The organism is Parachryseolinea silvisoli (genome assembly GCF_021190955.1).
GTDB lineage: Bacteria > Bacteroidota > Bacteroidia > Cytophagales > Cyclobacteriaceae > Ohtaekwangia > Ohtaekwangia silvisoli.
This window is the reverse complement of record NZ_JAIOAO010000010.1, coordinates 68180-94878: the sequence shown is the minus strand read 5'-3', so window position 1 is coordinate 94878 and position 26699 is coordinate 68180. Positions and strand designations below refer to the sequence as shown.

Below are 26699 nucleotides of genomic sequence, written 5' to 3'. Positions count from 1 at the left end.
GGTGTTTTAAATGAAAAGACATGTTTTGCTGCCATCAACGGCCTGGCATGCGATTGGCATCGGGCATTGTGGCCAACTATTGGGCTTCCGTTATGATTCTATACAATTACATTCTCATTTCGTTTCGAAATCTACTTAGGAACCGTGTTTTCATCGGCATCAATCTGGCAGGGCTGGCCATTGCCGTGGCGGGCTGTATCATGACCTACCTGGTGTGGAGGCACAACTGGGCATTCGACCGGCACTATGAAGCGGCGCGGCGTGTGTTATACCGGGTCAATATGACGCAACGTGAGCAGGATGAGGTAAAAGAATATGCTTACGTACCGGTACCCCTGGGTGAGATGTTGCGTGGGAGCGACCGCTATACGGGTACGGTCATCCGTTTTTCATCCATCCGGTCGGCGCTCTGGCGGAACGACGAGGAGTTTACTGAATGGACAGGCTATGTTGACCCGGATTTTTTTACCCTCTTTCCGTTCGAATTTTTGTCGGGCAGTGCACGGGCATTACAACAGCCGTCCGCGCTGTTGATCTCGGCATCGCTCAGCGAAAAGCTTTTCAATACCACCGATGCGGTGGGTAAGACGGTGGAGCTGTCCATCTCTGGAGCGCTGAAATCGTTCGAGGTTGGGGGTGTTTTCCGTAATCAGCCGGCACAATCCAGTTTTGCTCGTGACATGTTTGTTTCGTATACACACATGCCATATATACCGGATGGTAGCTGGAACCTTCGGTACAACAACCTGTTCATTACCGTGGACGATGGAGGCCAACGCCGGCCGATCGAGCAGGAGCTGCAGTCTTTTATACCGCGCTTCGCCGAATTGGATGCGCCGCCGCTGTCGTTTACGCTGGTTCCCTTTGATGGGATGGCCCAGCGCGATTCTGCCCAGGTATTGTTCGGGGTTTTCACCAACGCGGCAATGCCACAGGTCATCGTGATTGCCCTGGCTGTTATGTCGCTGCTGATCCTGGCGGTCGCCTGTTTTAACCTGGCAAACACGCTGGTCGTGCTGGCCATGCGCCGGCTTCGGGAGATCGGGTTGCGTAAAGTGATCGGTGCCGCGCGGCGGCAGCTGCTGGCGCAGTTTGTGGGTGAGTCGGTCATGCTCTGCCTCCTGGCGGTGTTGCTGGCGTTGCCTGTGTGCGAGCTGATGATCGCAGGCTGGAACCTGCTGTGGCCGACGCTCAAGATCCAGCTGACGTTGACCGACGATCCGTCCGTCCTGGTATTTATGACCGCGGTTGCCCTGATCACGGGGACGCTTTCGGCTTTATACCCGGCGTATCACATTACACGTTTTCAGCCTGCCGAGGCGTTGAAGGGAAAGGTCGAGACCGGCAGTACCGGTATCTTTACGCAGACGCTGCTGGGGCTCCAGTTTACGGCTTCGGTGCTGGCTATTTTCTTTTCGGTAGTCTTTTATCAAAATCTACGCTTTCAGCAACGCTTTCAACTGGGGTATCTTGATCATGGGGTCTTTGTGATCAACCAACAGGATTCGGTCCAGTTTACGCGACTGCGGCAGGCCCTGGAACAGCATCCTGGCATCGAGCGGATCGCGGGGACCCAAGACCACTTACTATATTCCAACAACTTTATTACGCTGCGCAGCGGCGACCGCCATGCGCAGGCGGATCTAATGCGCGTCGGGGCCGAGTATATCTCGGTAATGGAGATGCGTCTGCTGGACGGCCGCGACTTTCTGCCCAGCGATGGCCCCGGGTCGGTGATTATTACCGAAGACCTGGCCCAGGAACTAAGCTTGTCGAAGCCGCTGGACCAACTGCTGATGCTTAGCGACACGGTGCCGGTATACGTCGTGGGCGTGATGGCTCCCGTATACGCTTCTGGTACGGGCAAAAAACGCCGGCCGATGATTCTGCAGGCGACTGCGGCGCCGGCGTATAACATGATGCTGGTGCGTGCGGCCGCGTCGCACGCAGACGAGGTAGACGCACACCTCCGGAAGACCTGGCATACGTTGTTTCCGCATGCGCCGTACAGCGGGCAATCGACCGATCTTTACCGGTACGCGAGCGATATGATTACCCGCAATATCACCTATGTGTTCGCTTTTCTGGCGGTAACAGCCATCGTACTGTCGGTGGCGGGGTTATATTCGGTGGTGTCGTTGAATATAGTACGGCGTACCAAAGAGGTCGGCGTGCGCAAGGTATTGGGTGCATCGGTTGGGCAGGTGATGTGGTCTACACAGCGCCGGTTCGTACTGGTATTGCTGGTTGCGATCCCTGCCGGGATGCTGCTGGCAGGAAGCACAGTGGGATTCTTGCTACGGCTACTATGGTATTATTTCGAGCCAGCGGGTGTCCTTACTGTTATTGCTACGGCGGGCATCGTGCTTGTGCTCACGGCGGCACTGATAGGCGCACAGGTATATCGTGCGGCGCAGATGAACCCCGTACTACTGTTGAAGACAGAGTGAGTGTGGACCCGATAGCCATCGGGTGTGAGAGCGATACGGGAATTTTTTTTCTATGTTTTTCTTCGCTCTCACCCTCACACTCACGCTGTTTTTTAGTGGAGGTAGAACTTTATCCCGGCGTTGAGGCCGAGGCCACCGATGTTGACGTACGAGCGCAGGTCGTCTGATGGTCGGCTGCGGTTGAAGTCCTCCCAGCCTGCTACGTTCATGCCGGGTGTCAGCTTGCTGTGATAGGTTACATCTTTCTGGCTGGCGCTGGCATTCTCCATCGTAATGGGAGTTTGTGGTATGCCGGGCACAGGCTGCAACGTTGCGTCGCTTACCACGGTGCCGGTACCGGAGTATTTCCTCAGCTCTTTATCCTTGCCACCCACCGAGATGTTCCGGTATTCGACTTCCACAAAAATACCACAGTGGTCACTGATCATGAAGTCGGTACCGACGGCCGCCTGGAACCCCACGGTAGGGCGGGGGTTGATACGCTCTTCGCGTTCCAGCGCCAGGGCGATGTGTGTGTCGGGTATGGGCGAGGTGAAGCCGGCTTCTTGCGCAAATTGACCGGTCTTGTCGTCCAGCGTCGTGTTGATCTGCAGGTAGCCGCCGACGGGCACGATGATCCCCACTTTGGTATAGGGCCTGATCATGCCTTCTACCGGGAAGTGTGCGACGAGGGCCGGGGCGACGTCATAGGCGCGGATCTTACCGACGGTGTTCAGGTTTAATACCGTGTTGCCACTGATGGTACCATTTTGTCGCATCATATCTTGTTCCGTGCTTTGATACATGTTTACGCCGAGCTCGACGCCGAGAATGCGGTTAAACCGGTACCCAAATGTGAGGCCGGCGCGCCAGCCTTCGCCAAAGGATCCCGTCAATGCTTTCTCGGATGTCGTAGTGGTTTCACCTGTCTGCGGGTTGATAGTAAAGCTTCGGTCGCGGGCGGGCATGCCGCTGATCGCGGGAAATTCAACCGGTGTTACTTTGATGAAATAACTGCCAGTGGGCTTAACATAAAATCCATGTGGATAATCGTCCTGTGCCTTGAGTGCCAGCGTTCCGACTGCCAGCAGCAACGCAGTGAATGCAATTGTCTTTTTCATATTGGCCTCCTTTCGTTTTTACAGCATAAACGGTGTTTTTTATTGCTGTATAGCCTAAACTACCGTGCCCGGTAAGGCTTGTGGAAAAGGAGTTGCACAACGGCACGTGTCGTTATTTTAACAGTGCTTCGAATAGCCGGTCGATATCGTCTACATCATTATACACGTGCGGTGCAATGCGCATTTTTTCGCCGCGGAAGCCTACGTATACCTGATGGTCTACCAGTTTCTGACCCAAGGCAGGGATCTGGTCGAAGGTAAAATTTAGTCCGACGATATGGCCGACATGGGGAGCATCGGCCGAGGACACCGTGAAGCCATGTTGTTGTGCACGCATGCGAATTTGCGTGGTAAGCTGTGACAGCGTTTCGTGTATATTGGCGACACCCCAGTCCAGGATTTGTGTCAACGCCGCGATGGCCATGGGCACGTGTATAAAGCTGGGCGATTCGCCGGCATCAAAACGCCGGGCGCCCGGTTTATACGCATCCTGATAGTCGGCAAGGCGCGTGAAATCTTCCGCACCGCTTTTGCTCAGCCACGAGTATTCCAGGGGCACACCGCGCAGGCCATATTCCGGCGCAGCATATAAATAGCCCAGCCCATACGGCCCCATCAGCCATTTATACCCTACGCTCACCAGGAAGTCGGTACGGATGGCGTTTACGTCCAGTGGATAGGCTCCGACAGATTGACTGACGTCGATCACGAGCCGTGCCTTCACGTCTTTGACGCGACGGCTTACGGACTCCAGGTCGATGAGGCTTCCGTCGGTCCAATGGCAATTGGGGATGGCCACTACGCCGGTGCGCTCGTCGATGTGGGCGACGATGGCGTCCGTCCACGATTGGCCTGGCTGTCGTTTTACGGTGACGATGGTGGCGCCTGTTTCATACGAACGCTCGCGCCAGGCGTAGACGTTGGAGGGGTATTGTTGATCGAGGACGACGATGGTCTGATTCTTCGCAAGCGGTATATTCTTTGCGGCAATGGCAATGCCGTAGCTTACTGCGGGAATCAGGGCAATATTGTCGCGGTCGGCGTGAATGATGCGGGCGAAGAGCTCCCGTAATGTTTCGACCGGCTCGAACCACGAGGACGCCGAGATCTCCCATGGATGGCGTCGTTCGTAGAGGCCCCACGTGCCGGCTTCTTCCACCGACCTGAGAAGGGGTGACATGGACGCACAATTGAAGTACGATACTTCGTCGGGGAGTGTGTAAAGCGCTTTTTGATTGGGTATGATCATGCTGCTACCGGTTAATGGCGTGTTTCTGCCGTAGCAATATAATACGCCCCGCGCCGAACCAAAAGCATTTTGCGGGTAAACAAACAACCGGTACCTTTCTTATCATACAACCCTTACACCATGACTATGTTGACACGCCTGCGTACGTATATATTCCTGTTGATGATCTGCCTGCTGTGTGTGCCGCTGTGCACACAAGCCCAGACTGATAAACCCGCCTTTCGCGTCATTGGTTTCTTCACGGCCAGGAACGATCAGGCACACATCAGCTTTGTACACGAAGCCAATACGTGGCTGGCGGCTGCCGCACAAGAGCATCACTTTGTATACGACTCTACCCAGGACTGGAACAACCTGAACGCTACCTTCCTGGCCCGGTACCAGGTAGTACTTTTTCTGGATACGCGTCCTGAAGAGATCGCCCAGCGGGCGGCGTTCGAGGCATATATGAAAAACGGCGGTGCATGGGTGGGTTTTCACTTTGCAGGGTTTGCGTTGACGCCGTCGGCGTATCCGCAGAATTGGGATTGGTATCACCAGGAGTTCCTGGGCGCAGGGGAGTATAAAAGTAATACGTGGCGGCCGACGGAGGCCGTGCTGCGCGTTGAGGACCGGCAGCACCCCGCTACGAGGGGGCTGGGCGCTACGTTCGAGGCTGCGCCGAATGAATGGTATTGCTGGAAGAATGATTTGCGGAAGAATAGCGATATAAAGGTGCTGTTGTCGGTGGATCCTTCAAGCTTTCCGTTGGGAACGGGACCGAAGCCGCACGAAATCTGGCATCGTGGGGATTATCCGGTGGCGTGGACGAATACGAAGTATCGGATGATGTATATTAATATGGGGCATAATGATATTGATTATGAAGGGAAGACAAACAGGACGTTGTCATCGTCGTTTGGAAGTGAGGGGCAGAATGACTTCCTCATCAACACGTTGATGTGGTTGGGGAAAGGGAAATAGTAAGGGACTGGCAACAAATACATCCTACGCTTTTATACCGAGGCTATTTAGCCTTTCAGGTGTGTCGACTCACGAATTACCAGCCTGCTTTTAATCAGTTTCTTCTGGGGTTCGCGGTTGCCTTTGATTTGGTCGAGGAGGAGGGCGGCGGCTTCGGAGCCCATGTCGTAGGCGGACATATCAATGCTGGTGAGGGCGGGTTCGACGAAGCGGCAGATGGTTTCGTTGTTGAAGCCCAGGATGGCGATGTCCTGGGGGATGCGCAGGCCGTTCTTTTTGATGACGTGCATCATTTCGATGGCGGCGAAGTCGTTGATGGCGAAGATGGCGTCGGGGCGTTGGGGTAAGTTGATCAGGTCACGCGTGTAATCTTCTACGCTGCCGGCACGGAAGTGCGACTGGACTATATAATTTTCTTTTACGGGAAGGTTGTGTTTCCTCAGGGCGTCCATATAGCCTTTGAGGCGGTTGCGGCTATTGTATAGGTTTTGAGGGCCGGCGACGATGGCGATGCGTTGGCAGCCCTGGCTGATGAGGTGCTCGGTGCCTTCGAAGGCAATCTCGTAGTTGTCGGTATATACGCGGGACGTGTTGAGCTCTTCGCTGATGCGGTCGAAGAATACGATCGGTATATTTTTATCTAATAATACCTGGAAGTGGTCGGTGCGGTCGGTTTCGGCGGAGACGGATACTAATACACCGTCGACGTGGGCGGTGAGAAGGGAGCGCAGGTTGCTGCGTTCGGTGACGAACGATTCGTCGGACTGGCAGATCATCACATTATATCCCGCCAGGTTGGCCACCCGTTGGATGCCGCCGATGGCCTTGGCGAAGAAACGGTTTACAGTTTCGGGTATGAGTACGCCGATGGTGTTGGTACGTTGTTGTTTGAGGTTGAGGGCGAGGGCGTTGGGAGTATAATTGAGCTTGCGTGCGAGCTCGAGGACTTTGTGTCGTGTCTCTGCGTTGACGTCGGAGTGCTCGGATAATGCGCGTGAGACAGTGGACTTGGAGATGCCCAACATTTTGGCAATGTCGTTGATGGTGATGGAACCGGAGCTCATAGATCTTTTTACTGCCATGCAAGATAAATATTAAAGTTCTGGGACCGTTCCCGGGAACGGTCTCTATGAAATATCATTTAAAAAGCAACTATTTGCTCATATTTTTTACTACAATCGTATTAAAATTTAGGACAATCGATTGCACAGATGGCACTTATACCCCACTTCAACCCCGTTCAAGCCATCCGGTATAATACCGGGATTGCCACTCTTCGCCCTCCGGGAGAAGGTCTGGACATCCTGTTTGACCGGGTAGTACGCGAGGACGATTACAAGTCGTTCGAGACGATCTTTAAGCGTATGTACCGACAGCTGTGCCGCGTGTCTGCGCGCATGGTGCAGAGCCACGTGCTGGCCGAAGAGATCGTGGACGATGTTTTCTGCAACCTCTGGGGTAATCGCAAACGCATTCAGATCAATACGTCTTTTCAGGCATATCTGTTGACCTCGGTACGCAACAAATCATTGGATTGCCTGCGCAAGGCCAAACACGATCGGAATATCGAGCTGGAATGCGCGGCGAATGTGGCGAGCGTACACGAGGGGGCGCAGGAGAGCCTGGTATATGAAGAGCTACGCGGGCAGATCGAGTCGGCTATTGAGTCGCTGCCCAAGCAGTGCCGGACGATCTTCCGGATGAGCCGCGAACAGGACATGAAATACAAGGATATTGCTGACGTGCTGAAGATCAGTATCAAGACCGTCGATACCCAGATGGGGCGGGCATTAAAGCACCTGCGGCAGGCCGTACGGCCGGTATCCGTATAAAAAAATCGCCGGTCGAAAGAACAGGCTGTAGGGAGTGTTGCTGTTTTCGGCGTCCTTGTTACATGGCCAGACCTCCCGCGCTTACCGGAATTTATGCCTTGATGGCTCGCTGCCTGGCCGGCGAAGCGACTCCGGAAGACATCCGTCAGCTGAAAACGTTATGCGATGAAGATCCGGCCTGGTGTGCCGAGTTTGAGCTGGTGCGGGGCCTTTGGGCAGAAGCCTGCCTGCCTGCCGGTATGGCCAATGGTGCCGCCGATGGCAAAACGATTGAAGAAGACCTGGATCGTGTGAGCCGCAAGCTGAAGGCACGGGGCTTGCGGGAATAACAATACATACTATAGAAGGAAGCGACGAGACGATGTTGATGGAACAGACATGGCGCTGGTTCGGGCCCAATGACCCGGTCAGCCTGCAAGATATACGACAGGCAGGTGCCACGGGCGTAGTCTCTGCGTTACACCATTTACCCAACGGTGTGGTGTGGACGGTAGAGGAGATCTTGAAACGTAAAGAATTGATTGAAGCGGCGGGCCTGACGTGGTCTGTTGTGGAAAGCATACCGGTACACGAAGATATTAAAAAGCAAAAGCCGGGCTATGAGCAGTATATCGCCCTCTATAGCGAAAGTCTGCGCAACCTGGGCCGCTGCGGCATCCGCACCGTGTGCTATAATTTTATGCCGGTACTGGACTGGACGCGCACCGATCTGGCCTACGTGCTACCCGATGGTTCAAAGGCATTGCGGTTTGATGCCGTGGCCTTTGCGGCATTTGACCTGTTTGTGTTGAAACGCCGTGGTGCACTGCGGGAATATACGCGGGCGCGCATTGAAGCCGCTGAGCGGTATTACGACGAGGCGAGCGACGAGACGCTGGATGCGTTGCGCAAAAATATACTGGCCGGTCTTCCCGGTGCGGAGGAAGGATATACGCTGGATCAGTTTCGCAACGTATTGGAAGAATACGACGGCGTAGACGAGCAACGCCTGCGGCAACATTTATATACGTTTATCCGTGCGATAACACCGGTGGCCGAAGAAGCCGGTGTGCGCCTGGCGATTCATCCCGACGACCCGCCGTACCCGATGTTTGGGCTGCCGCGAGTAGTGAGTACCGAGTCTGATGCGGTGGGCCTGTTGGCGGCGTACGACTCTGTCTATAATGGCCTGTGTTTTTGTACGGGCTCGTATGGCGTGCGTGCCGACAACGACCTGGCGGGCATGGTCGCGCGCCTGGGCGCTCGTATCAACTTTGTTCATTTGCGCAGCACCCGCCGTGACAACCATGGTAATTTTTTTGAAGCCGATCACCTGGACGGCGATGTCGATATGCCGCAAGTCATGAAGGCACTTATTATCGAACAACGAAAGCGCACAACACGCATTCCTTTCCGGCCCGATCATGGCCACCAGATGTTGGACGACCTGCAGAAGAAAACAAATCCCGGGTATTCGGCCATTGGCCGTTTGCGAGGCCTGGCGGAACTGCGCGGTCTCGAATTGGGCATTGCTTCGGTGTTGCCTGTGCAGGGGCACACAAATAATTAAAACGTTTGCATGTAGGGGTGAGCATTTTTTACGACGTCATATAAACAAATCGCTGTGCGTTTACGCGTGCGGCGATTGGGGGAAATCTGTTGGCGGCACACCGCAGATTTTCGCGACCAATTATAAACCCAAACCTATTGTTCTATGACAACAGCTCTACTTTACAGGCGCCGGGCGTGGCTATTCATGTTCCTGGTTATGGCGCTGCTGGCTCCGCTGGCAGGGCAGGCACAAACCCACAGTGTATCGGGCGTCGTTACGTCCGATGATGGCTCACCCCTTCCCGGGGTATATGTACTGGTGAAAGGCACTGCCAACGGTACAGCCACTGATTCAAACGGGAAGTATACGCTCAATGCTCCGGCCGACGGCACGTTGATCTTTACCTTTATCGGCATGCGTCCGATGGAACGCCCGGTGAGTGGCCTGACGACGCTGGATGTTGCGATGGAGGCGGATATCTCCGAACTCGACGAGATCGTGGTCGTGGGGTATGGTACACAGAAGAAAAGCGACCTGACGGGTTCCGTCTCGTCGATATCGTCGAAGGAAATTCGTTCGGTGCCGGTGGCATCACTTTCGCAGGCATTGCAAGGCCGTGCAGCCGGCGTACAGGTGATGCAGTCGTCGAACTCGCCCGGTGGCGGTGTGACGGTGCGCATCCGCGGCGGCAACTCGATCCAGGGTGGTAACGAACCGCTCTATGTTGTAGACGGTTATCCGCTCTATAATGAATCGGGGCCGACCGTTAGCCCGAACGACATCGAGTCAATGGAAATTCTCAAAGACGCATCGGCTACGGCCATCTATGGTTCGCGTGGCGCGAACGGAGTGGTGATCATTACCACGAAGCGTGGTAAGCCCGGTAAAGCGAACGTTCAATTTGAAACATACCTGGGTTTTCAGGAAGTGCGGAAGAAGCTCGATATGCTCAACGCTACGCAATTGGCGGAGCTGATTAATGAGGGGATTGCCAACACCAACGGCGACAATCCTACGAAGCCTGCGGTAGCACCTGCCTTTACGCAGGAGCAGATCGATGCGCTGGGTAAAGGTACAGACTGGCAGGATGAGATATTTCGTACGGCGCCGATTCAAAACTACTACCTGGCCATGAGCGGTGGTGATGAAAAGATGCAGTATGCCATTACCGGCAACTACTTCGATCAGGATGGTATTGTGATCAACTCCAATTATAATCGTGCGTCATTCCGGATAAACCTGGACCGTAAGATGAGCGAGCGGCTGAAGTTCAGCAACAGCCTGACGTTTACGCGCAGCAAGCGCAACCAGATCACGTCGGACACCGACGGTGGTGGTGGCGCTGGCGTGGTATATGGTGCACTGAACTTTTCGCCGACAGTGCCGGTACGCAACCCCGATGGTACATATACCATTGACAACCGTACGGGCGCGATCAAGATCAGTAACCCGGTGGCGATGGCCAACGATATCGAAAACGAAAATACCACCAGCCGTGTGCTGGGTACGGTATCGGCTGAATATACCGTTGCAAAGGGGCTTACTGCAAAAGTATTGTTTGGTACAAACCTCGTGTATGAAAAGGTGGGATTTTACCTGCCGCGGTCGACGTTTGCCGGTCTGCAAGTATCGGGCAGCGCCTATCTGAACAACCGTCAGAGCGCAGAGTGGCTGAATGAAAACACGCTGACCTATAACAGGACGATCAACGACCGCCACACGTTCAATATCCTCGCGGGCTATACGCTGCAATCCGGTACGTCGGAGGAGTTTCGCGCCAATGCGCAGAACTTTGCCAACGACATTCTCAACAACAACAGCCTGGCGTCTGCGCAGCAGGCGAACCCCGGTTCATCGGAGGTGTTTGACTGGGGTTTGCGCTCGTACCTGGCACGTGTTAACTATGACCTCGACGGTAAATACCTGGTAACGCTGACAGGTCGTGTGGACGGCGCGTCCAAATTCGGAAAGGGGAATAAGAATGCGTTCTTTCCCTCGGGTTCGGTAGCGTGGAAGATCTCCAAAGAGAGCTTTATGTCGGATGTACAGGCCGTGAGTGATCTGAAGATCCGCGCCAGCTATGGTATTACCGGTAACCAGGAAATCGGTAACTATCAATCGATCGGCGCGCTGGGTACGCAGAACTTTAACTTTGATAACAAACTCTTTATTGGGTATTCACCCAGTCGTATGGCCAATCCGGACCTGAAGTGGGAGACAACGGAGCAGGTGAACGTCGGTATCGATGCGGGCTTCTTTAACGATCGCCTGCTTGTGACGGCGGACTGGTATAAAAAGAAAACGAAGGATCTGTTGTTCAATGTACCGTTGCCGGTGACGTCTGGGTATACTACCTCGCTGCAGAACATTGGTAAGGTACAGAACGAGGGTGTCGAGTTGGGCATCGCCACGATCAATGTAGAGGGTGCTTTTACGTGGACGACCAATTTCAACATAGCGGCTAACCGCAACAAAGTGCTCGACCTGGGCAATGCCAAGGATGTTCCAACGGGTAGCGCCAGTGGTCACCTGCAGCTAGCCAATTCGGGTATATTACGTGTAGGTGAGCCAGTAGGTATATTTTACGGTTTGATCTTTGATGGTATTTTTCAAAACGCCGAAGAGATTGCCAGCTCGGCTCAGAAGAATGCCAAGCCGGGCGACCGCCGCTATGTAGATGTCAAGGAGGACGGCGCGATCAACTCTTCGGACCGGGTCATCCTGGGACAGGCGGCTCCGAAGTTTATTTTTGGCTTCAGTAACAGCTTTTCGTATAAGGGTTTTGATCTGAATGTATTCTTTCAGGGTGTACAAGGCAATAGCCTCTATAACATCAACCGGTATGAGATGGAATCCATGACAGGTATCAGTAACCAATCGGCAGAGGTGTTGAATCGCTGGACACCGACCAATCCGAGCAATACTATTCCGCGCGCGATCAGCACGACGACGTCATACCAGGTTACGAGCCGGCAGATCGAGGATGGTTCGTATATCCGCCTGCGCAACGTCCAGCTGGCGTACAACCTTCCGTCGACTGTGCTGGATCGTATCCAGCTGACTTCGGCCAAGATTTATATCAGCGGACAGAATCTGCTGACGATTACCGACTACTCGGGTTACGACCCGGAGGTAAGCCGCTATGGACAGGAAACCCTCAGTCAGGGTACCGACTATGGAAGCTATCCCTCGGCCAAGATGTATTTGATTGGTGTTAACATTGGTTTCTGATCATCTTAAACGACTTACGACTATGTATAAAAAATATATTCTCGGACTTTTGACGGTATGCCTGTCGTCTTGCAGTGTATTGGAAGAAGAACCACATTCGTTCATTCCGGCCGAGCAATTTTACAAGACCCAGGCTGACGCAATGGCGGCGGTGACGGCGGCGTATACGGCCAGCAAGGCCAACGGCGATACGAACCGTAACTTCAACATCCTGGGCGACATCACGACGGACGATCTCACACCCCTGGCCAACAACAACGACCGGGTACAGTTAAACAACTATACACATACTCCCCAGAACGTAATTGTGCGGGAGTCATGGCAGAACTTTTTCCTGGGCATTACGCGCTGTAACATTGTCGTGGAGCGTGTGCCGTCGATCCCTATGGACGAGGCACTGCGAAGCCGGCTGGTGGCGGAGGCGAAATTCTTGCGTGGCTTTTACTATTTCCACCTGGTGCGCCTTTTTGGCAAAGTGCCGCTGGTGCTGCAGGAGACGAAGCTGCCGACGGAAGTGACATTTCCCAAGCGTGAGGAGCCGGAAGTAATCTATCAGCAGATCATCCAGGACTTTCAGGATGCCGAAACCGGACTGCCAGATAAGTATACCAAAAACGAGGACCGCGGCCGTGTCACCAGTGGCATGGCGAAGGGCTACCTGGCGTTGGTATACCTTACCCGTCAGGAGTGGAGCCTGGCGGCGGCAAAGGCAAAAGAAACCATGAATGGCCCCTACGGCTATGGTCTTTGGGATACATACAAGGAAGTATTTGACGTTAAGAATGAGTTTGGCAAGGAGGCGATGTTTGATGCGCAGTTTGTGAGCGGACCCGGTGGGCAGGGTAGTAACCTGATCGCTTTCTGGGCTCAGGAGAACAACTCGATTGCGGGTCGCGGTTTCGGATCGTTCAAACCTACGGATGGTATTTACAACAGCTTTGCGTCGTATGATAAACGCAAAAAGGAATTCTTTATCAAAGGAACGGATAACAAATGGTATTGCAACAAATGGGTGGACAGCGATGCCACAACGGCTAACCAGTCGGACAACAACTTCCCGCATATGCGTTTTGCGGAGGTGCTGTTGAACTTTGCCGAAGCGTCGAATGAAGACGTCGGCCCGAACGATGATGCGTATGGTGCTGTCAATGCGATTCGTACACGTTCCGGTCTGCCGGTACTGGAAAATCTGACGAAGGAACAATTCCGCGACTCAGTGTTGCTGGAGCGTCGCCGCGAGCTGTGCTTTGAAGGCCACCGCTGGTATGACCTGGTGCGTACCGGCCGGCTGGTGTCGACTATACGCGGTAACGGTAACACCAACATTCAGGATTATCACCAGGTATTCCCGGTGCCGCAACTGGAGTTGGATTTGAATACAAACCTGTTGCCTCAAAACGATCTGTATAATTAATCTTTTGTCATGAAGCGAATGAAATTCTGGGGGCTGCTGATGACTGTTGGTATTGGTGCTCTTATAGCCTGTACGATTAAACCCGGCCTCGATACCCGTGCGGCGTTGGATAAAGCCAAGGTGCAATTGGAAACAAGCCTGACGGCGTATACGGACCTGACGCAGTTTCCGCGTGGTGCTAAAGCCGACGGCAGTTATCGCAGCACGAAGTCGTCGGAGTGGACGAGCGGTTTTTACCCGGCCACGCTGTGGTATATGTACGAGTATACGCAGGACAAGAAGTGGGCCGACGCGGCGCGACGCTGGACGGCGGGTATGGAGAAAGAACAGTTCAATACTCATACGCATGACTTAGGGTTCATGCTCTATTGCCCCTTTGGCAACGGTTACCGACTGACAAACGATCCGACGTATAAAGCTGTGATGTTGCAGGGCGCGCGGTCATTGTCGACGCGCTTTAATCCGAAGACGGGTTGTATAAAATCGTGGGACCATGGCAAGTGGCAGTTCCCGGTAATCATCGACAACATGATGAACCTGGAGCTGTTGTTCTGGGCCACGCGCGTGTCGGGCGACTCGAGTTTTTACAAGGTTGCCGTGACGCATGCCAACACGACGTTGAAGAATCACTTCCGCGCCGATAATAGCAGCTACCACGTGGTGGATTATGATACGCTGACGGGAAAGGTTATTCAACGTGTGACGCACCAGGGTTTTGCCGACGAGTCGGCATGGGCGCGTGGGCAGGCGTGGGGTTTGTATGGCTATACCGTTGCCTACCGCGAGACGAAGGACAAACGTTACCTGGACCAGGCAGTGAAGATCGCGAGCTTCTACCTGAAGCATCCGAACCTTCCGGCGGACAAGGTGCCGTATTGGGACTTTAATGCGTCGGGCATTCCGAACGAAGAGCGGGATGCTTCGGCGGCGGCGATCACGGCTTCGGGCTTGCTGGAACTGAGCACGTATGTGAAGGATGGCAAGCCTTACGTTACGGCGGCGGAGCAAATGCTGACGAGCCTGGGCTCGCCGGCGTATCTGGCCAAGCCGGGCGAGAACAATCATTTTATTTTATTACACTCGGTGGGCCACAAGCCGGCGAAGTCGGAGATCGACGTGCCCCTGGTGTATGCGGACTACTATTACATTGAAGGGCTGCTGCGTTACCAGCGCCTGAAAGATAAAACTCAAAAAAAATGAGCATTGGGTTAATTGGTTGAGTCGATGCGGCTGGCCTTTGGGTCAGTCGCATTTTTTTTAACTTGTTATGATGAAACACAGTATTCTTCTATTTTCCATAGTTGCACTGGCGGGCTGCAGCAAGCCGCGGCATAAGTTTCTCACCGTACAGAATCCGTTGGACACGGAGCGCACGGAGATTGTGTCGATCCCGGTGGCGACACTCGATAGTTTGTTTCCTTCCTTTACGCCGGGTAACCTGATTGTGCAGGCCTCGGAAGATGACACCGAACACTGCCTGGCGCAGTGGATAGATGCGGATGGCGACGGCAAGCCGGAGGCGTTTCTGTTTGAGGCGTCGCTGAAGGGAAAGGAGCACAAGACCTATATCTTAAAAGAAAGTGAACATCCTGTACGCGACACAACGCTCGAGGGTACGTATGGCCGGTTTGTGCCGGAGCGTATTGACGACTTCGCCTGGGAGAACAACCGGGTGGCTTTTCGTACGTACGGCCCCGAAGCGCAACGGTTGGTAGATGCGGGAGAGAAGGGTGGTACATTGTCGAGCGGGATTGACTGCTGGCTGAAACGCGTGGAGCATGGTGTTATCGACGCCTGGTATACCAAGAATGCGAAGGGTGGAAGCTATCACAAGGACGATGGCGAGGGATATGACCCTTACCACGTGGGGGCCAGTCGCGGATGTGGCGGTCTGGGCGTTCGTGTCGGTGATTCGCTGTATGTGTCGAAGAATTTTGTGAGGCACCGGATATTGGCCAATGGTCCGTTGCGCACTACGTTTGAGCTGACGTATGCGCCGTGGACGGCAGCGGGGGCGATGGTGCGTGAGCGGAAGATTATCTCCATCGACCGCAACAGTCAGTTGAGCCGGGTGGAGGCTTTTGTGACTTCCGATAGTACGTTGGTGAACGTGACGCTGGGCATCGCGCTGCACGATAAGAAGGGTGAGGTAAAGGCTGACAGTGCACAGGGCTGGTTCCGTTATTGGGAGCCGATGGATGACTCGGAACTCGGTACGGCGATTGTAATCGACCCGGCGCGCGTGCTGCGATTTGAGGATTATCGCACGACGAAAAAGGATTTGAGTCATCTCTTTGTGATGGCAGCTGCGCCGCGTCAGGAAGCTGTGGTGTATTATACCGGTTTTGGCTGGAAGAAGGCTGGGAAGGTCGCTTCTGCGGAAACGTGGGATCTTTACTTGCAGGATTTTGCGCAGCGATTGGCTTCGCCGGTGACAGTGCGTTTTGAAAAATAGAAGGTTGATGTTAGTACGTTATCAATATTGTTTTTGGTGTAGGAGCGTCGGCCTGGCAGCCGTTCTTCTGTGGTTAGCGTTGTCGGATGTTTATGGGCAGGGAAACCTGCAGCGGGAGGCGACGGATATTCTGCGTTCGCAGCTATTGCAAGAGGCCGGCTGGGCGTTGGCGCAGGCACCCGTGACGGTCACAGCCGAGCGCTCGCCACGGTCTGCCGGAGGGATACATGACTTTTATTCTGAGGGCGATTATTGGTGGCCGGATTCTACGGATGCGCGGGCGCCTTATGTTCAACGTGACGGCATGACTAATCCCGATAACTTTACGGCGCACCGGCGGGCGATGATTCGCTTTAGTACGATTGTGGGGGCGTTGGCATCGGCTTATAAAATTACGGGAGATGTGCGGTATGTGCAGCAGGCGATGTTGCACGTGCGGGCTTGGTTTATCGACCCGGCTACACGCATGGCACCGCATTTGTCGTATGCGCAGGCGATACAGGGGCGTGCTACCGGGCGGGGCATTGGTATCATTGATACCATTCATTTGATGGAAGTGGCGCAGGGGGTGATGGTGATGATGGAAACAAAGTCGTTTGATGCCGATACGCGACGAGGGGTTATTGCCTGGTTTAAAGAGTATCTTGTCTGGCTTACGACGCATGCGTATGGGAAGGAGGAGATGAATGCGAAGAATAATCACGGAACATGTTGGGTGATGCAGGTGGCTGCATTTGCCAGGCTTACAAGAGATGAACGCTTGCTGACCTTTTGCCGCGATCGATATAAGACGGTACTGTTGCCAGCGCAGATGGCGGCGGATGGAAGCTTTCCGTTAGAGTTGAAACGGACGAAGCCGTATGGGTATTCTATTTTTAATTTGGATGCTATGGTGATGGTCTGTCAGATTCTTTCGACGAAGAAGGATGATCTGTGGCATTATCAGACTGCGGATGGGAGGTCTATTGGGAAGGGGATTGCGTTTTTATATCCTTATCTGCGTGACAAGGGGGCATGGCCGTATGCAAAGGATGTGATGTATTTTGATCAGTGGCCGGTGGCGGGGCCGGCGTTGTTGTTTGGGGCGCGCGTGTTTGGAGAGGGGAGTTGGTTTGATACGTGGAAGAAGCTGGAGCACGCTCCGAAAGAGAATGAGGTTGTGCGTAATTTGCCCGTGCGGCATCCGTTGCTTTGGTTTTAGTATACCTCGTGGCGGATTAAAACCGGAACCTTCTTACTTTCTGGTGACGCGGGTCTTGCGGCCGGTGGTGAGCTTGGCGAGGGTTTCGCGTACGGCGATCTTTGGAAGCGAATCTTTGTTTTCTTCTATATATTCTTCGACGAGGGTGCGGTGATGTTTCTCCATGCTGCGGAGTAGCCAGGAGATGGCTTTGGTGATCAGTATATCTTTTTCTCCTTTTAATTTATCGATGTTTTGAAACGCCACAGTGGCAAGTGGATCGTGTTTGCCTGCACGCAGGGGCGCACAGAACAATACCAGGGAGGCGCGACGTTTTTGGATTTCGTCGCTTTTGGCGAACCGAGTCACCAGCGGCTTCCACTCTTTCCATTGCGAGGGTAAGCCTTTAATGGTATATTTTCCAGTACAGAGGGTGTCGACTTCGGCCCAGCCTTCGAGGTGGTCGAGCCAGGTATCAAAGATGGCAGGGTCGAACTCGCGTTGGCCGGTAGTGGTGTAGTCGAGCAGGATGCCGGCCATGCATTTTTCGGTATAGGATTTTCCGGTGATTAAGCTTGAAAGCAAGGCGACTACGTCGTCGGCGGAAAGGTCGCGGTGGGCTTTCATCCAGGTGCCGGCGATCTGGCGCAGCGCGGGTACGCTGATGGCGATGCGGGGGTGGGAGCTGCCGAGGTAGGAATCCAGGAAGGTATGCTGTGTGGGCGTGCCCGCCTGGTCCTGGATGAGCTTGAGGAGATCCTTGTGGTGACGGTTCATGGTGGCGGCTTTTGCTTTAGGTAAAGATGGAAAATTTCATGAAATTACCCCGCCATGGCTTATCGTCTGTCTTTTGTTTTTCTGGCTTTCTTCGCCACTTCGGTATATGCGCAGAAACCTCGCAATCACCACGAGGAAGCGCTTTTACTGACAAAGATTCTGCGTGAGCAGCACGTAGCGCCCAAGGTGCTGGACGACGCGTTTTCGCGCCAGGTGTTTGCGCAGTTCACCCGCCAGCTTGATCCCGACAAGTTATATTTCTCCGCTGCCGACCTGCAGACATTGACTGCCCATGAAAGTCATCTCGACGATGAGCTCGGGGGCACCGGGTGGGCGTTTCTGCCGCAGGTAACGATATTGTACCGGCAGGCGCTCGAACGGGCCGAACGCATGATTACGCAAACCGGCGCTACCGCCTTTACCGGCACGGTTAAAGAATATGTTTCCATCGACACCGTCCACTGGCCGGCCGATCCGTCCGCGTTGCAGGCTAAATGGCGGTTGTGGCTCAAACACCAAACCCTGCAACGCCTGGTGGATGTGCGGGTGGAATACAACGGACCCGAAAAAGAGTTTTTTGCGCGGCATGAGCCCAACGCACGGCGGCGCGTGACAGCATACGAGCTTCGCACCGTGCGCCGTATTCTGCAACACCCGGGTGCGTTTGAAAATTATGTGGCCGCGCAATACTTCCAAAGTATTGCCGCGGTGTTCGATCCACATACCACGTATATGCCGGTAACGGAAATGGAAAACTTTTTGTCCACGCTCAGCACAGAGGGATATTATTTCGGCATTACGCTCGATGAGAATGAACGCGGCGACGTGCTGATCACGGCGCTGGCACCGGGTGGACCGGCGTGGAAGTCGGGTGATATCCATGCATCGGATGTGCTGACCGGTTTGCGTTGGGATGGCGGGGACGAAACGAATATTGAAGGCTTTACGTTGGACGAGGCCAACGCCATCCTCGCGGATGCCAACCACCGCTATATGGAGTTTACGGTGCGTCGCCAGGGGGGTGTGGAGAAGAAGGTAAAGCTCCAGAAGGAGAAGATCTCTCTGGAAGAGAATTACGTGCGGAGTTACATGCTGGATGGTAAGCACCGGATTGGCTATATCGCGCTGCCTGATTTTTATACCCGCTGGGATGACGAGAGTGAAGGCTCGCGGTGTGCCGGCGACGTGGCCAACGAGGTGATGAAACTGCGGCAAGAGAACATTCAAGGGTTGATCCTCGACATACGGTACAATGGCGGCGGCTCATTGATGGAAGCCGTGGCGATGGCGGGCATTTTCCTGGACGAAGGTCCGCTGGGTATGTTGCGAAACCGGCAACAAGATATTATTACGCTCAAGGATTTAGACCGTGGTACGGTATATGACGGGCCGCTGGTATTGTTGGTGAATGGACAGAGTGCTTCGGCCTCGGAATTCCTGGCGGCGGTGTTGCAGGATTATCGCCGGGCGGTGATTGCGGGTACGCGCACGTTTGGAAAGGCTACGGCGCAGAATTTTTTTCCGCTGGATCCCACGCAGGACCAGGGACCTTCTTTAGCGACGCTCAAGGATGGTCCCGGCTTCGCAAGCATTACGACCGACAAGATATACCGTGTGACGGGCGGCACTGCGCAGGGTGGGGGTGTAAAGCCTGACATTCCGTTGCCGGAGGTATTTGATATACCGGGTGTGCGCGAGTCGGCGATGCCTTTTGCACTGCCGGCCGATTCGATCCTGAAGCGCACATACTTCCGGGCCTTGCCGCCGTTGCCACTGGATTCGCTGCGCGCGCGAAGTGGTGTGCGCGTACGGGCGTCGACAACGTTTCAATATATTCTCAAGGGCCGGCGCTGGCTGGCGGACGAGTTCCATGCCAAAAATGAGCCGGTGCCGCTGTTATGGGAGACGTTGTACGCCCGCGAAGTGGCTATGCAGCAGCAATACCGGGCGCTGGAAAAATCGTTGGAGCAAACCAGCCGCGTGTTTACGGTGACCAACGGTAGCGTGGACCGGCAGCGCCTGGCGGCCGATGGCTATGCAAAAGATTTTAATCAATCGTGGATTACCAACCTGCAAAAAGATGTGTATGTGGAAGAAGCCGTGAATATACTGACAGATATGATCGAGCTTACTCCCCAGGCTGTGAAATAACCTACCCGATGTGAAAGATGTGCCCGTGCAGGCCTGACTTTCCGGCGAGCAAAAAGTTTATGGAATCGCACGTACCCCATGGCAACTGACGGCTGGTTTGCCGTATCTTGACACCCCAAAACGAGCAGATCTGCTGACATGAACAAAAAACAAGTACACGTACTCGTGGGCTGCGCCGACGCGCGCGACCAGAGTCAATTGCAGCTGGATGTTATCGAGCGCATTACGGACGATTTTGCCAGCCAGGGTATCGCGGTAGAGCTGCATACCGTGCGCGCGGCAGGTTCATTCGTTTCGCCCGATATCGTCATGGATATCAAGCGAATCTTCGAGCAGGCGCAGCGCCAGGCCGACCTGCGGATGCCCATCCGCTACTATGTGCACATTCAGACTCACGGCCACTTGACGGAGGATTCCAACGATCACTATATCAGTCACGTGCACGAATTGAAGATCGTAGACGGATCGCCGCTCAACTGCGGTATGCTGGGCGCTTCATCGGTCGGGGTGGAGATCGAACAGATGCTGGTCGAAGAGCGACCCTCGGTCGAAATCCGTGGCGAAGCGATGGTAATCGACAACGACACCAAGATCAAACGCCTGTTAAAGGAGTTTTATGCCTACGACGGCTACCTGGCGGGTGACTGGATCAGTAGCATTGATCTGTTGCGAACGCACCCACGGCATCAGCGTACGATATTGGAGAAGGCCATCAGTACCGATCCCGAGCTGAAGATGCTGAACATCGAAATCACCTGCGGTATTCTGGACTATGCCATCCACTCGCTGATCCGCGTCGATGGTGGTGAGCCGGCCGTGCCCTTCTGGGACACTGTGCAGACGGAGATACGCAAGCACGCGCAGAACGATCGTGCGGCCAAGGAGATTCTCATTAATCAGAATCGAAAGCAAAAGCCCCTGGCGGGCCTGCTGTGTATGAGCGATCCGCGCATGGCTTCCCGGACGGAGGCCGCCAACTATTATATGCGATTGCGAAACATCGAACACACCGGCGAGTATATTCCCAACACAGTCTTTAACATGACGGGCACCTCGTTCGACATTCCGCATACACCCTTCGGTCCATACGTGATCGCCGGATTCTTTTTTGCGGTCAAACACCTGGGGTTGAAAGACCAGATGGTGATGGGCGCGACGGAAACACAAACTGAGCGGATCTTGCAGAAGATACAGAACGACCCCATTATGAGCTTGATCGTGCGCAAGTTCGAGGTGAATTTGATTCCGATCAACCTGGATGTGTTGGTAAACGAAAAGTCGTGATGTAACATCGCAATACCTAAAAAAGAAAGGCGTAGTGCTTTTCGATATGCCCGGCGATCTCTTTGGCATTGACTCTTTTTTTGAAAAGGTCGTCGAAGGGGTCGCCGGTTTCTTTTAGTCGTTTGAGAACGGTTTTATAGCTGAGCTTCTCGATCGACAATCCTTTCGTTACTTCTTCCCAGTAGAGGGGTGTGGCGACCGTGGCGGTGTCTGCAGCCAGCGCGTAAGGCGCTATTATCGCTTGCTGATCTTCGTTGAGATGATAATCCAGGATGATCTTTCCCAGGCTGTATTCACCAGGCTCGCGCAGGATGGCGCGTTCCGGGAATTTTAGCAGGATCAGCTGGCAGATGTTTTGGGCAAGCGTGAGGCTGTCGTCAAAATTGCTTTTGCCATCGAGCGGTATGTATACCTGAAAGCCGGAGACTCCATCAGTCTTGATGAAGGAAGGGACGTTCAGTGCCGTAAGCATGTGATTGGCCATGCGGGCGACGTCGATGACCTTATCGGGAGTATTTCCTCCGGCTTCGATGCCGATCACACAGTAGTCGGGATAGGATGCCGATTTAATGCGGACCATTTGTGGGTAAAAATCAACGGCGCCTCTTTCGATATAATACAGCAAGTGATCGTTGGTGTTGCAAATCAGTACGTTTTGTTTTGTCTTCCCGTGAGCGATTGTTGTTTGGATGCCTGTCGGGAGATCGTCTGCACCGGTTGTCAGCTCTTCGGCAGACCGGTATTCGTTGAGGCCGCCGCGCTCGGAGCGCAAGCGGATGAGTTGTGGTCGGTCTTTGAGGTACGGCAGTATATAATCGGCAATGTTGTTATAATAATCGAGTATGTCGCGCTTGGTAAGCCCCGAGCGTTTGAATACTACTTTGTTCAGGTCCGTGAACTCGATCTTTTGTTTAAGCTTATAGGCCGGTTGTTTGGGTGCGGATTTGCGTGCAGCTTCTTTCTTTTTGGCTTTACCTTTTTGTTTGGCAGGCGCGGGAGGTTTGATGGGCGTGCCTTTCTTCCGTGTGATGGGTAGCTCCTCTACGTCTGCGAATTCCTTTATTACACGGTCGTCGAACTCGAAGGGGTTCTGGTCCCATACCTTGTTGGACGTTGTATGAAAGAAGTACAGGCCGGGAATGTCGTCGCTGCTGTGTAGCTGATGGTCGGAGGATTTTAGATTTTCTATTACCGCAGCGAATGTAAGATTATAGAACACGTCTGTTTCTTCTTCGATCGCTTCAATGCTGATGCGATCGTCGACAGTGTGTCCGGCCTTGGTAATGTAGAGCCGGATCAGTTTGTTGCGGTCGGCACGTTCGTCACAGGCTGTGATGATTTCTACGATCGATTTAAAGGCTTTGGTGTTCTTCCGGATGATCATTGGGCCGGGTGTATGGTTAGCTTAAATGTATTTGTTTCAATCTCATTTAAAAAGTCATTTAATGGCCACTGAAAGCATTATTATGGTACGCTTAAAAAATAATCCGTATTTGAAGAATCGATGAATTACAACGTTTGCGATATCAGGATTGCTCCCCAATTTGAGTTATTTAATACACATAAATATTTCTTATGATCGAAGGGATACTCATTTTGAGTAAAATATTCCCTTTATTTGCGCCCGTTTTCACGAAGGGCTTGATTCCATGCGACGTTTAATCATTTCACTTGTTTTTGTTTTGTCATTCACCCAGTCTCTGTACGCACAGCTCGAAGGAGCGTCTTCGGCGGCGGTGAAAAAGGGCCTACACGGTACATTCTTTTTCAACTGGGGATATCACCGGGATGTATACACCAACAGTACGATCCGTTTCCTGGACCGGCAGACTGGGAATTACGACTTCACCTTCTATCACGCGAAGGCCAAAGATCAGCCGGACTGGGATAATTTTTTTAAGACTGCTCCCACCGTACCGCAGTACGTTGTCAGCGCTGGTTATTTTTTCAACGACAGGCACGACCTGGGCATTGAAGTAAGCTGGAACCACTTGAAGTATGTAATGCGCGACAACCAGACATTGCATATGAAGGGATGGATCGACGATCAGTATTACGACCGTGATACGGTGGTTACGCGGGACTTCGTTCATCTCGAGCACACCAACGGTAACAATTACCTAATGATCAGCTTACTGAAGCGGTATACGCTGAAAACGTCTAAGAACCAGAGGCACAAGCTCAGCGCGGTAGCGCGCCTGGGTGGTGGTGCGTTGGTGCCGAAGACGGAGTCCAACATCATGGGCAAACATAACGACGGGCCTTTCCGTTTTTCAGGCTGGGTGATTGGTACCGGTGCTGCTATACACTACGACTTTTTTGAATATTTCTTTGTGGAGCCATCCATTCGGGAATCCTTTGCCAACTATACCGATGTCAAGCTGTACGAACGGGGACGTGCTCAGCACCATTTCTTTTCGACACAGTTCATTCTGTCGGCTGGCTTCAATATTCCTATGAGACGACAGTCGTAAGAAACATTCTAGCGAATGAAGCTCGTATAGAGCACTACGCACAATACCGTGCTTATCGCAATCCGATAGGCACGGTATTTTTTTGTCAGTTGTCATGATATGGGCGCTCTCCATAACGGCAATAATTGTATTGGCAGTCGCTGTAGTAGTTGTATCACTGCCAATTGTTCTTCGCAGGAAGTTTAACCGAATATTGCGCGGCCTGGACGACTTTACAGGGCAGGTAGATCGTGTCAGTATCAATCTTTTCACCAGTACGGTCAATGTGTACGATCTTCGAATGGACAGCCGTCGTGCGCCTGGGCAAGAGCCTGTTGTTTTCATTCCCCACATTGTCATCGCTTATCGATTGTCGGCACTTTTCCGGCACATGCGGGATTTGACCATTCAGGTGAACGAGCCACGCGTTGTGATGGTCGAAGATAAGAATCCTGAAACGGTGGTAGCTCCTGGTAAAGAACCCGCCAATCTGAAAACGCTGTTGGGGAAGCTTCCCGCGTTTCATGCGGACATCGAAGTGCGGGACGGATACTTTCAGTATATCGGCACCGTTGCGGATGTGCAAGCCGATGTTCCGATCACATCCTTATACCTCAGCCTTCACAGTCTGACAAATCGCTCGATACCAAAACACATTTCACCCATAGAAGCAACGGCAACAGTATACGAAGGCCATGCTGTTCTTCATGCTAACCTTCTGCCGCTGGCCGACACGTTGACGTTCGCCGTCACGTTGGAGCTTCAGGGCTTGGACCTGGTATTGCTTAATAACTTTCTGCGACGTTATGCCCGCGTGGATGTCAGCCACGGCAGGCTGGATGTTTATGCAGAGATGGGCCTGGCGGGCGGCGCTTTCAAGGGCTACATAAAGCCGATCTTCAAGGACCTGGACTTTACCGGTGCATCGGACCGGCGCGATGGCTTTTTACAAAAAATGTGGGAGCGTGGCGTGTCCCTGGCGCTCAAGCTGCTCGAAAATCAACGGAAAGGGGAGGTTGCTACGAAAATCCCTTTCCAGGGAACACTGGAGAATCCGAATGTAAGCGTGGGCGCGGCATTACTCGGCATAGTAAAAAATGCGTTTATACGATCCGTTAAGCCATCGTTGGATAACGTTATCAGTGGTCGTACGCTCTGGAAGAGCGCGCGTGCGGTCACCGGCGATCTTTTGCAAGGTTATCTGGACAAACGGAAGAACTGACAACACTTCTGCTATGAATAAATTGTCGAAAGGAATTTCGTCATTCTGGGGGCTCCTCAAACAAACCTTCTTGCGTTGGAATGATCGGGAGCCTTTTAATAACAGTGTTATCATTGCATACTATACTATCTTTTCACTTCCCGGGCTTTTGGTTATCATTATCAATCTGGCCGGCGCTATTTTTGGGGCTGATGCCGTGACCCACCAGGTCAGCGGTCAGATTAGTGGCCTGGTAGGGCAAGACAGTGCGAAGGATATTGAAGCGATGATCCTGGAGGGGAGCAAAAGTAAAGGCACCTTACTGTCAACTGTATTAAGTATAGCAACCTTGCTGTTTGGCGCGACTGGTGTATTTTACCAGATGCAGCAGGTGCTTAACAGAATGTGGGATGTAAAGCCGAAGCCAAAAGATAAAATCCTGAAGTTGGTGAAGGACCGGGTTTTTTCGTTTGGATTGATTCTGGTCGTTGGATTCTTGTTGTTGGTTTCGTTGTTCCTTTCGGCAGCACTCACCGCGGCGAGCGATTGGGTGAATAGTATGCTATCGGAAGCGTTCGCGGTTGTATTTTATGTTCTCGATATCGCTGTTTCAGTGGGGGTCATCACGCTTTTGTTTGCTTCGATTTTCAAATTTCTTCCGGATGCCAGGATTCGCTGGCGCGACGTCTGGGTCGGCGCATTTTTGACGGCTATTCTTTTCGTATTGGCAAAGTTTGCCTTAGGTCTTTATTTCGGCAATACAAATCCAGGCTCTGCCTATGGCGCGGCGGGAACAGTCATACTCATCATGCTATGGGTTTCCTATGCCGGGCTGATCGTATTGTTTGGTGCAGAGTTTACGCAGGTGTATGCGGAGGCGCATGGACGGCATGTAGAACCGGACAGTGATGCTATGTCGACGGCGCCGGCCACCTGATTCCCCGACCGCCATGAAGATGGAGGTATTCCAGCCCTTAGGGGGTATTTCGGTACTATATAGTACAACGACCAGATTATGACCCTTCTTAGAAAACGCTTCTATCGCCCCGTGGCGCTCATCGCTGGAACCCTTCTGTTGGTTTTTGTATGCTCCTATGGCGATGTCTTTGACACACAGCCCGACGATCGGCTGGCAGCTGAATCGGTTCATTTGATCGGGCATGCCAGCGTGCAGGCCAATTGGGCGTATCCCGCGAGTGTGGTGGCAAAGGTTTGCGAGGTTAAGGGCCTTTATAATGCTGTCTGCCAGCGATGGAAGGACGCGTCTTTTTTTCGTTCAACACAACCGTCCCGGCCGCTCCAACCGGACGGCGTGGAAACCTTCGACACCGCTCAGTCCTGTTTTTAGTACTGTTATACAAGCGGGCTAAAAAGTCAGATTCTTTTGCATTGCATTGTCCAACCTCTATATTTGCCCAGTAAGTTAGT

The 26699-nt window shown here is 53.2% G+C and carries 21 protein-coding genes; 16 read left to right on the top strand and 5 right to left on the bottom strand.

What is annotated here, in order from left to right; translation table 11 throughout:
- Positions 1–47: 47 nt before the first annotated feature.
- Positions 48–2450, top strand: coding sequence for an ABC transporter permease (locus K7P01_RS31840; protein ID WP_267298648.1), 2403 nt, complete (start codon positions 48–50; stop codon positions 2448–2450).
- Between the two features lie 92 nt (positions 2451–2542).
- Here K7P01_RS31840 and K7P01_RS31835 read toward each other — a convergent pair whose 3' ends face one another.
- Together K7P01_RS31835 and K7P01_RS31830 are read right to left on the bottom strand one after the other, a co-directional pair.
- Entirely contained in the window at positions 2543–3550 is a 1008-nt protein-coding gene (locus K7P01_RS31835) for a porin family protein (protein WP_267298647.1), read from the bottom strand.
- Positions 3551–3662: 112 nt separating this feature from the next.
- Positions 3663–4799 (bottom strand): aminotransferase class V-fold PLP-dependent enzyme, encoded by a 1137-nt coding sequence (locus K7P01_RS31830; RefSeq protein WP_267298646.1) that lies wholly within the window; start codon positions 4797–4799, stop codon positions 3663–3665.
- 120 nt (positions 4800–4919) lie between these two features.
- On the opposite strand from K7P01_RS31830, the gene K7P01_RS31825 reads away from it, so the two are divergent.
- Entirely contained in the window at positions 4920–5762 is an 843-nt protein-coding gene (locus tag K7P01_RS31825; RefSeq protein WP_267298645.1) for a ThuA domain-containing protein, read from the top strand.
- A 47-nt stretch (positions 5763–5809) separates the two neighbouring features.
- Here K7P01_RS31825 and K7P01_RS31820 read toward each other — a convergent pair whose 3' ends face one another.
- A complete protein-coding gene (locus tag K7P01_RS31820; RefSeq protein ID WP_267298644.1) occupies positions 5810–6844 on the bottom strand; it encodes a LacI family DNA-binding transcriptional regulator in 1035 nt (344 codons plus the stop codon).
- 129 nt (positions 6845–6973) lie between these two features.
- On the opposite strand from K7P01_RS31820, the gene K7P01_RS31815 reads away from it, so the two are divergent.
- The 8 genes from K7P01_RS31815 (at position 6974) to K7P01_RS31780 (ending at position 17426) form a co-directional block, all read left to right on the top strand.
- The gene (locus K7P01_RS31815; protein WP_267298643.1) at positions 6974–7594 is read left to right on the top strand and encodes an RNA polymerase sigma-70 factor; all 621 of its coding nucleotides are present in this window, start codon (positions 6974–6976) and stop codon (positions 7592–7594) included.
- 62 nt (positions 7595–7656) lie between these two features.
- Positions 7657–7923: a hypothetical protein gene (locus K7P01_RS31810; protein ID WP_267298642.1), complete on the top strand. Its 267-nt coding sequence runs from the start codon at positions 7657–7659 to the stop codon at positions 7921–7923.
- A gap of 32 nt (positions 7924–7955) precedes the next feature.
- A complete protein-coding gene (gene uxuA / locus K7P01_RS31805; protein WP_267298641.1) occupies positions 7956–9143 on the top strand; it encodes a mannonate dehydratase in 1188 nt (395 codons plus the stop codon).
- Between the two features lie 144 nt (positions 9144–9287).
- Positions 9288–12356 (top strand): SusC/RagA family TonB-linked outer membrane protein, encoded by a 3069-nt coding sequence (locus tag K7P01_RS31800; RefSeq protein ID WP_267298640.1) that lies wholly within the window; start codon positions 9288–9290, stop codon positions 12354–12356.
- A gap of 22 nt (positions 12357–12378) precedes the next feature.
- A complete protein-coding gene (locus K7P01_RS31795; protein WP_267298639.1) occupies positions 12379–13770 on the top strand; it encodes a RagB/SusD family nutrient uptake outer membrane protein in 1392 nt (463 codons plus the stop codon).
- A gap of 9 nt (positions 13771–13779) precedes the next feature.
- Positions 13780–14970: a glycoside hydrolase family 88 protein gene (locus K7P01_RS31790; RefSeq protein WP_267298638.1), complete on the top strand. Its 1191-nt coding sequence runs from the start codon at positions 13780–13782 to the stop codon at positions 14968–14970.
- Between the two features lie 67 nt (positions 14971–15037).
- Entirely contained in the window at positions 15038–16225 is a 1188-nt protein-coding gene (locus tag K7P01_RS31785) for a DUF4861 domain-containing protein (protein ID WP_267298637.1), read from the top strand.
- A 7-nt stretch (positions 16226–16232) separates the two neighbouring features.
- Positions 16233–17426: an alginate lyase family protein gene (locus K7P01_RS31780; RefSeq protein WP_267298636.1), complete on the top strand. Its 1194-nt coding sequence runs from the start codon at positions 16233–16235 to the stop codon at positions 17424–17426.
- Positions 17427–17459: 33 nt separating this feature from the next.
- Here K7P01_RS31780 and K7P01_RS31775 read toward each other — a convergent pair whose 3' ends face one another.
- Complete coding sequence (locus K7P01_RS31775; protein WP_267298635.1) at positions 17460–18182, bottom strand: DNA alkylation repair protein; 723 nt, start codon at positions 18180–18182, stop codon at positions 17460–17462.
- Between the two features lie 54 nt (positions 18183–18236).
- On the opposite strand from K7P01_RS31775, the gene K7P01_RS31770 reads away from it, so the two are divergent.
- Positions 18237–20333 (top strand): carboxy terminal-processing peptidase, encoded by a 2097-nt coding sequence (locus tag K7P01_RS31770; RefSeq protein WP_267298634.1) that lies wholly within the window; start codon positions 18237–18239, stop codon positions 20331–20333.
- 138 nt (positions 20334–20471) lie between these two features.
- Positions 20472–21617 (top strand): hypothetical protein, encoded by a 1146-nt coding sequence (locus tag K7P01_RS31765; protein WP_267298633.1) that lies wholly within the window; start codon positions 20472–20474, stop codon positions 21615–21617.
- 16 nt (positions 21618–21633) lie between these two features.
- Here K7P01_RS31765 and ligD read toward each other — a convergent pair whose 3' ends face one another.
- Positions 21634–23001, bottom strand: coding sequence for a non-homologous end-joining DNA ligase LigD (gene ligD / locus K7P01_RS31760; protein ID WP_267298632.1), 1368 nt, complete (start codon positions 22999–23001; stop codon positions 21634–21636).
- A gap of 265 nt (positions 23002–23266) precedes the next feature.
- Here ligD and K7P01_RS31755 point away from each other — a divergent pair, with 265 nt between their 5' ends.
- From K7P01_RS31755 to K7P01_RS31740, 4 genes are all read left to right on the top strand, one after another.
- Positions 23267–24091 carry a hypothetical protein gene (locus K7P01_RS31755; protein WP_267298631.1) on the top strand — a complete coding sequence of 275 codons (825 nt, stop codon included), beginning with the start codon at positions 23267–23269 and terminating at the stop codon, positions 24089–24091.
- A 94-nt stretch (positions 24092–24185) separates the two neighbouring features.
- Positions 24186–25292 carry a DUF748 domain-containing protein gene (locus K7P01_RS31750; protein ID WP_450091446.1) on the top strand — a complete coding sequence of 369 codons (1107 nt, stop codon included), beginning with the start codon at positions 24186–24188 and terminating at the stop codon, positions 25290–25292.
- Between the two features lie 13 nt (positions 25293–25305).
- Positions 25306–26208 (top strand): YihY/virulence factor BrkB family protein, encoded by a 903-nt coding sequence (locus K7P01_RS31745; protein ID WP_267298629.1) that lies wholly within the window; start codon positions 25306–25308, stop codon positions 26206–26208.
- Positions 26209–26286: 78 nt separating this feature from the next.
- Positions 26287–26619, top strand: a complete 333-nt coding sequence (locus K7P01_RS31740; RefSeq protein ID WP_267298628.1) for a hypothetical protein — start codon at positions 26287–26289, stop codon at positions 26617–26619.
- The last annotated feature ends 80 nt before the right edge of the window (positions 26620–26699 follow it).

What these genes read in the sequence shown, in the direction of transcription:
- K7P01_RS31820 (WP_267298644.1), bottom strand. Translation starts at nt 6,844, where the DNA reads ATGGCAGTAAAAAGATCTATGAGCTCCGGTTCCATCACCATCAACGAC.
- K7P01_RS31745 (WP_267298629.1), top strand. Translation starts at nt 25,306, where the DNA reads ATGAATAAATTGTCGAAAGGAATTTCGTCATTCTGGGGGCTCCTCAAA.
- K7P01_RS31800 (WP_267298640.1), top strand. Translation starts at nt 9,288, where the DNA reads ATGACAACAGCTCTACTTTACAGGCGCCGGGCGTGGCTATTCATGTTC.
- K7P01_RS31790 (WP_267298638.1), top strand. Translation starts at nt 13,780, where the DNA reads ATGAAGCGAATGAAATTCTGGGGGCTGCTGATGACTGTTGGTATTGGT.
- K7P01_RS31795 (WP_267298639.1), top strand. Translation starts at nt 12,379, where the DNA reads ATGTATAAAAAATATATTCTCGGACTTTTGACGGTATGCCTGTCGTCT.
- K7P01_RS31750 (WP_450091446.1), top strand. Translation starts at nt 24,186, where the DNA reads ATGATATGGGCGCTCTCCATAACGGCAATAATTGTATTGGCAGTCGCT.
- K7P01_RS31740 (WP_267298628.1), top strand. Translation starts at nt 26,287, where the DNA reads ATGACCCTTCTTAGAAAACGCTTCTATCGCCCCGTGGCGCTCATCGCT.
- K7P01_RS31770 (WP_267298634.1), top strand. Translation starts at nt 18,237, where the DNA reads ATGGCTTATCGTCTGTCTTTTGTTTTTCTGGCTTTCTTCGCCACTTCG.
- K7P01_RS31755 (WP_267298631.1), top strand. Translation starts at nt 23,267, where the DNA reads ATGCGACGTTTAATCATTTCACTTGTTTTTGTTTTGTCATTCACCCAG.
- K7P01_RS31765 (WP_267298633.1), top strand. Translation starts at nt 20,472, where the DNA reads ATGAACAAAAAACAAGTACACGTACTCGTGGGCTGCGCCGACGCGCGC.
- K7P01_RS31825 (WP_267298645.1), top strand. Translation starts at nt 4,920, where the DNA reads ATGACTATGTTGACACGCCTGCGTACGTATATATTCCTGTTGATGATC.
- K7P01_RS31815 (WP_267298643.1), top strand. Translation starts at nt 6,974, where the DNA reads ATGGCACTTATACCCCACTTCAACCCCGTTCAAGCCATCCGGTATAAT.
- K7P01_RS31840 (WP_267298648.1), top strand. Translation starts at nt 48, where the DNA reads ATGCGATTGGCATCGGGCATTGTGGCCAACTATTGGGCTTCCGTTATG.
- K7P01_RS31810 (WP_267298642.1), top strand. Translation starts at nt 7,657, where the DNA reads ATGGCCAGACCTCCCGCGCTTACCGGAATTTATGCCTTGATGGCTCGC.
- K7P01_RS31780 (WP_267298636.1), top strand. Translation starts at nt 16,233, where the DNA reads ATGTTAGTACGTTATCAATATTGTTTTTGGTGTAGGAGCGTCGGCCTG.
- K7P01_RS31835 (WP_267298647.1), bottom strand. Translation starts at nt 3,550, where the DNA reads ATGAAAAAGACAATTGCATTCACTGCGTTGCTGCTGGCAGTCGGAACG.
- ligD (WP_267298632.1), bottom strand. Translation starts at nt 23,001, where the DNA reads ATGATCATCCGGAAGAACACCAAAGCCTTTAAATCGATCGTAGAAATC.
- K7P01_RS31775 (WP_267298635.1), bottom strand. Translation starts at nt 18,182, where the DNA reads ATGAACCGTCACCACAAGGATCTCCTCAAGCTCATCCAGGACCAGGCG.
- K7P01_RS31785 (WP_267298637.1), top strand. Translation starts at nt 15,038, where the DNA reads ATGATGAAACACAGTATTCTTCTATTTTCCATAGTTGCACTGGCGGGC.
- K7P01_RS31830 (WP_267298646.1), bottom strand. Translation starts at nt 4,799, where the DNA reads ATGATCATACCCAATCAAAAAGCGCTTTACACACTCCCCGACGAAGTA.
- uxuA (WP_267298641.1), top strand. Translation starts at nt 7,956, where the DNA reads ATGTTGATGGAACAGACATGGCGCTGGTTCGGGCCCAATGACCCGGTC.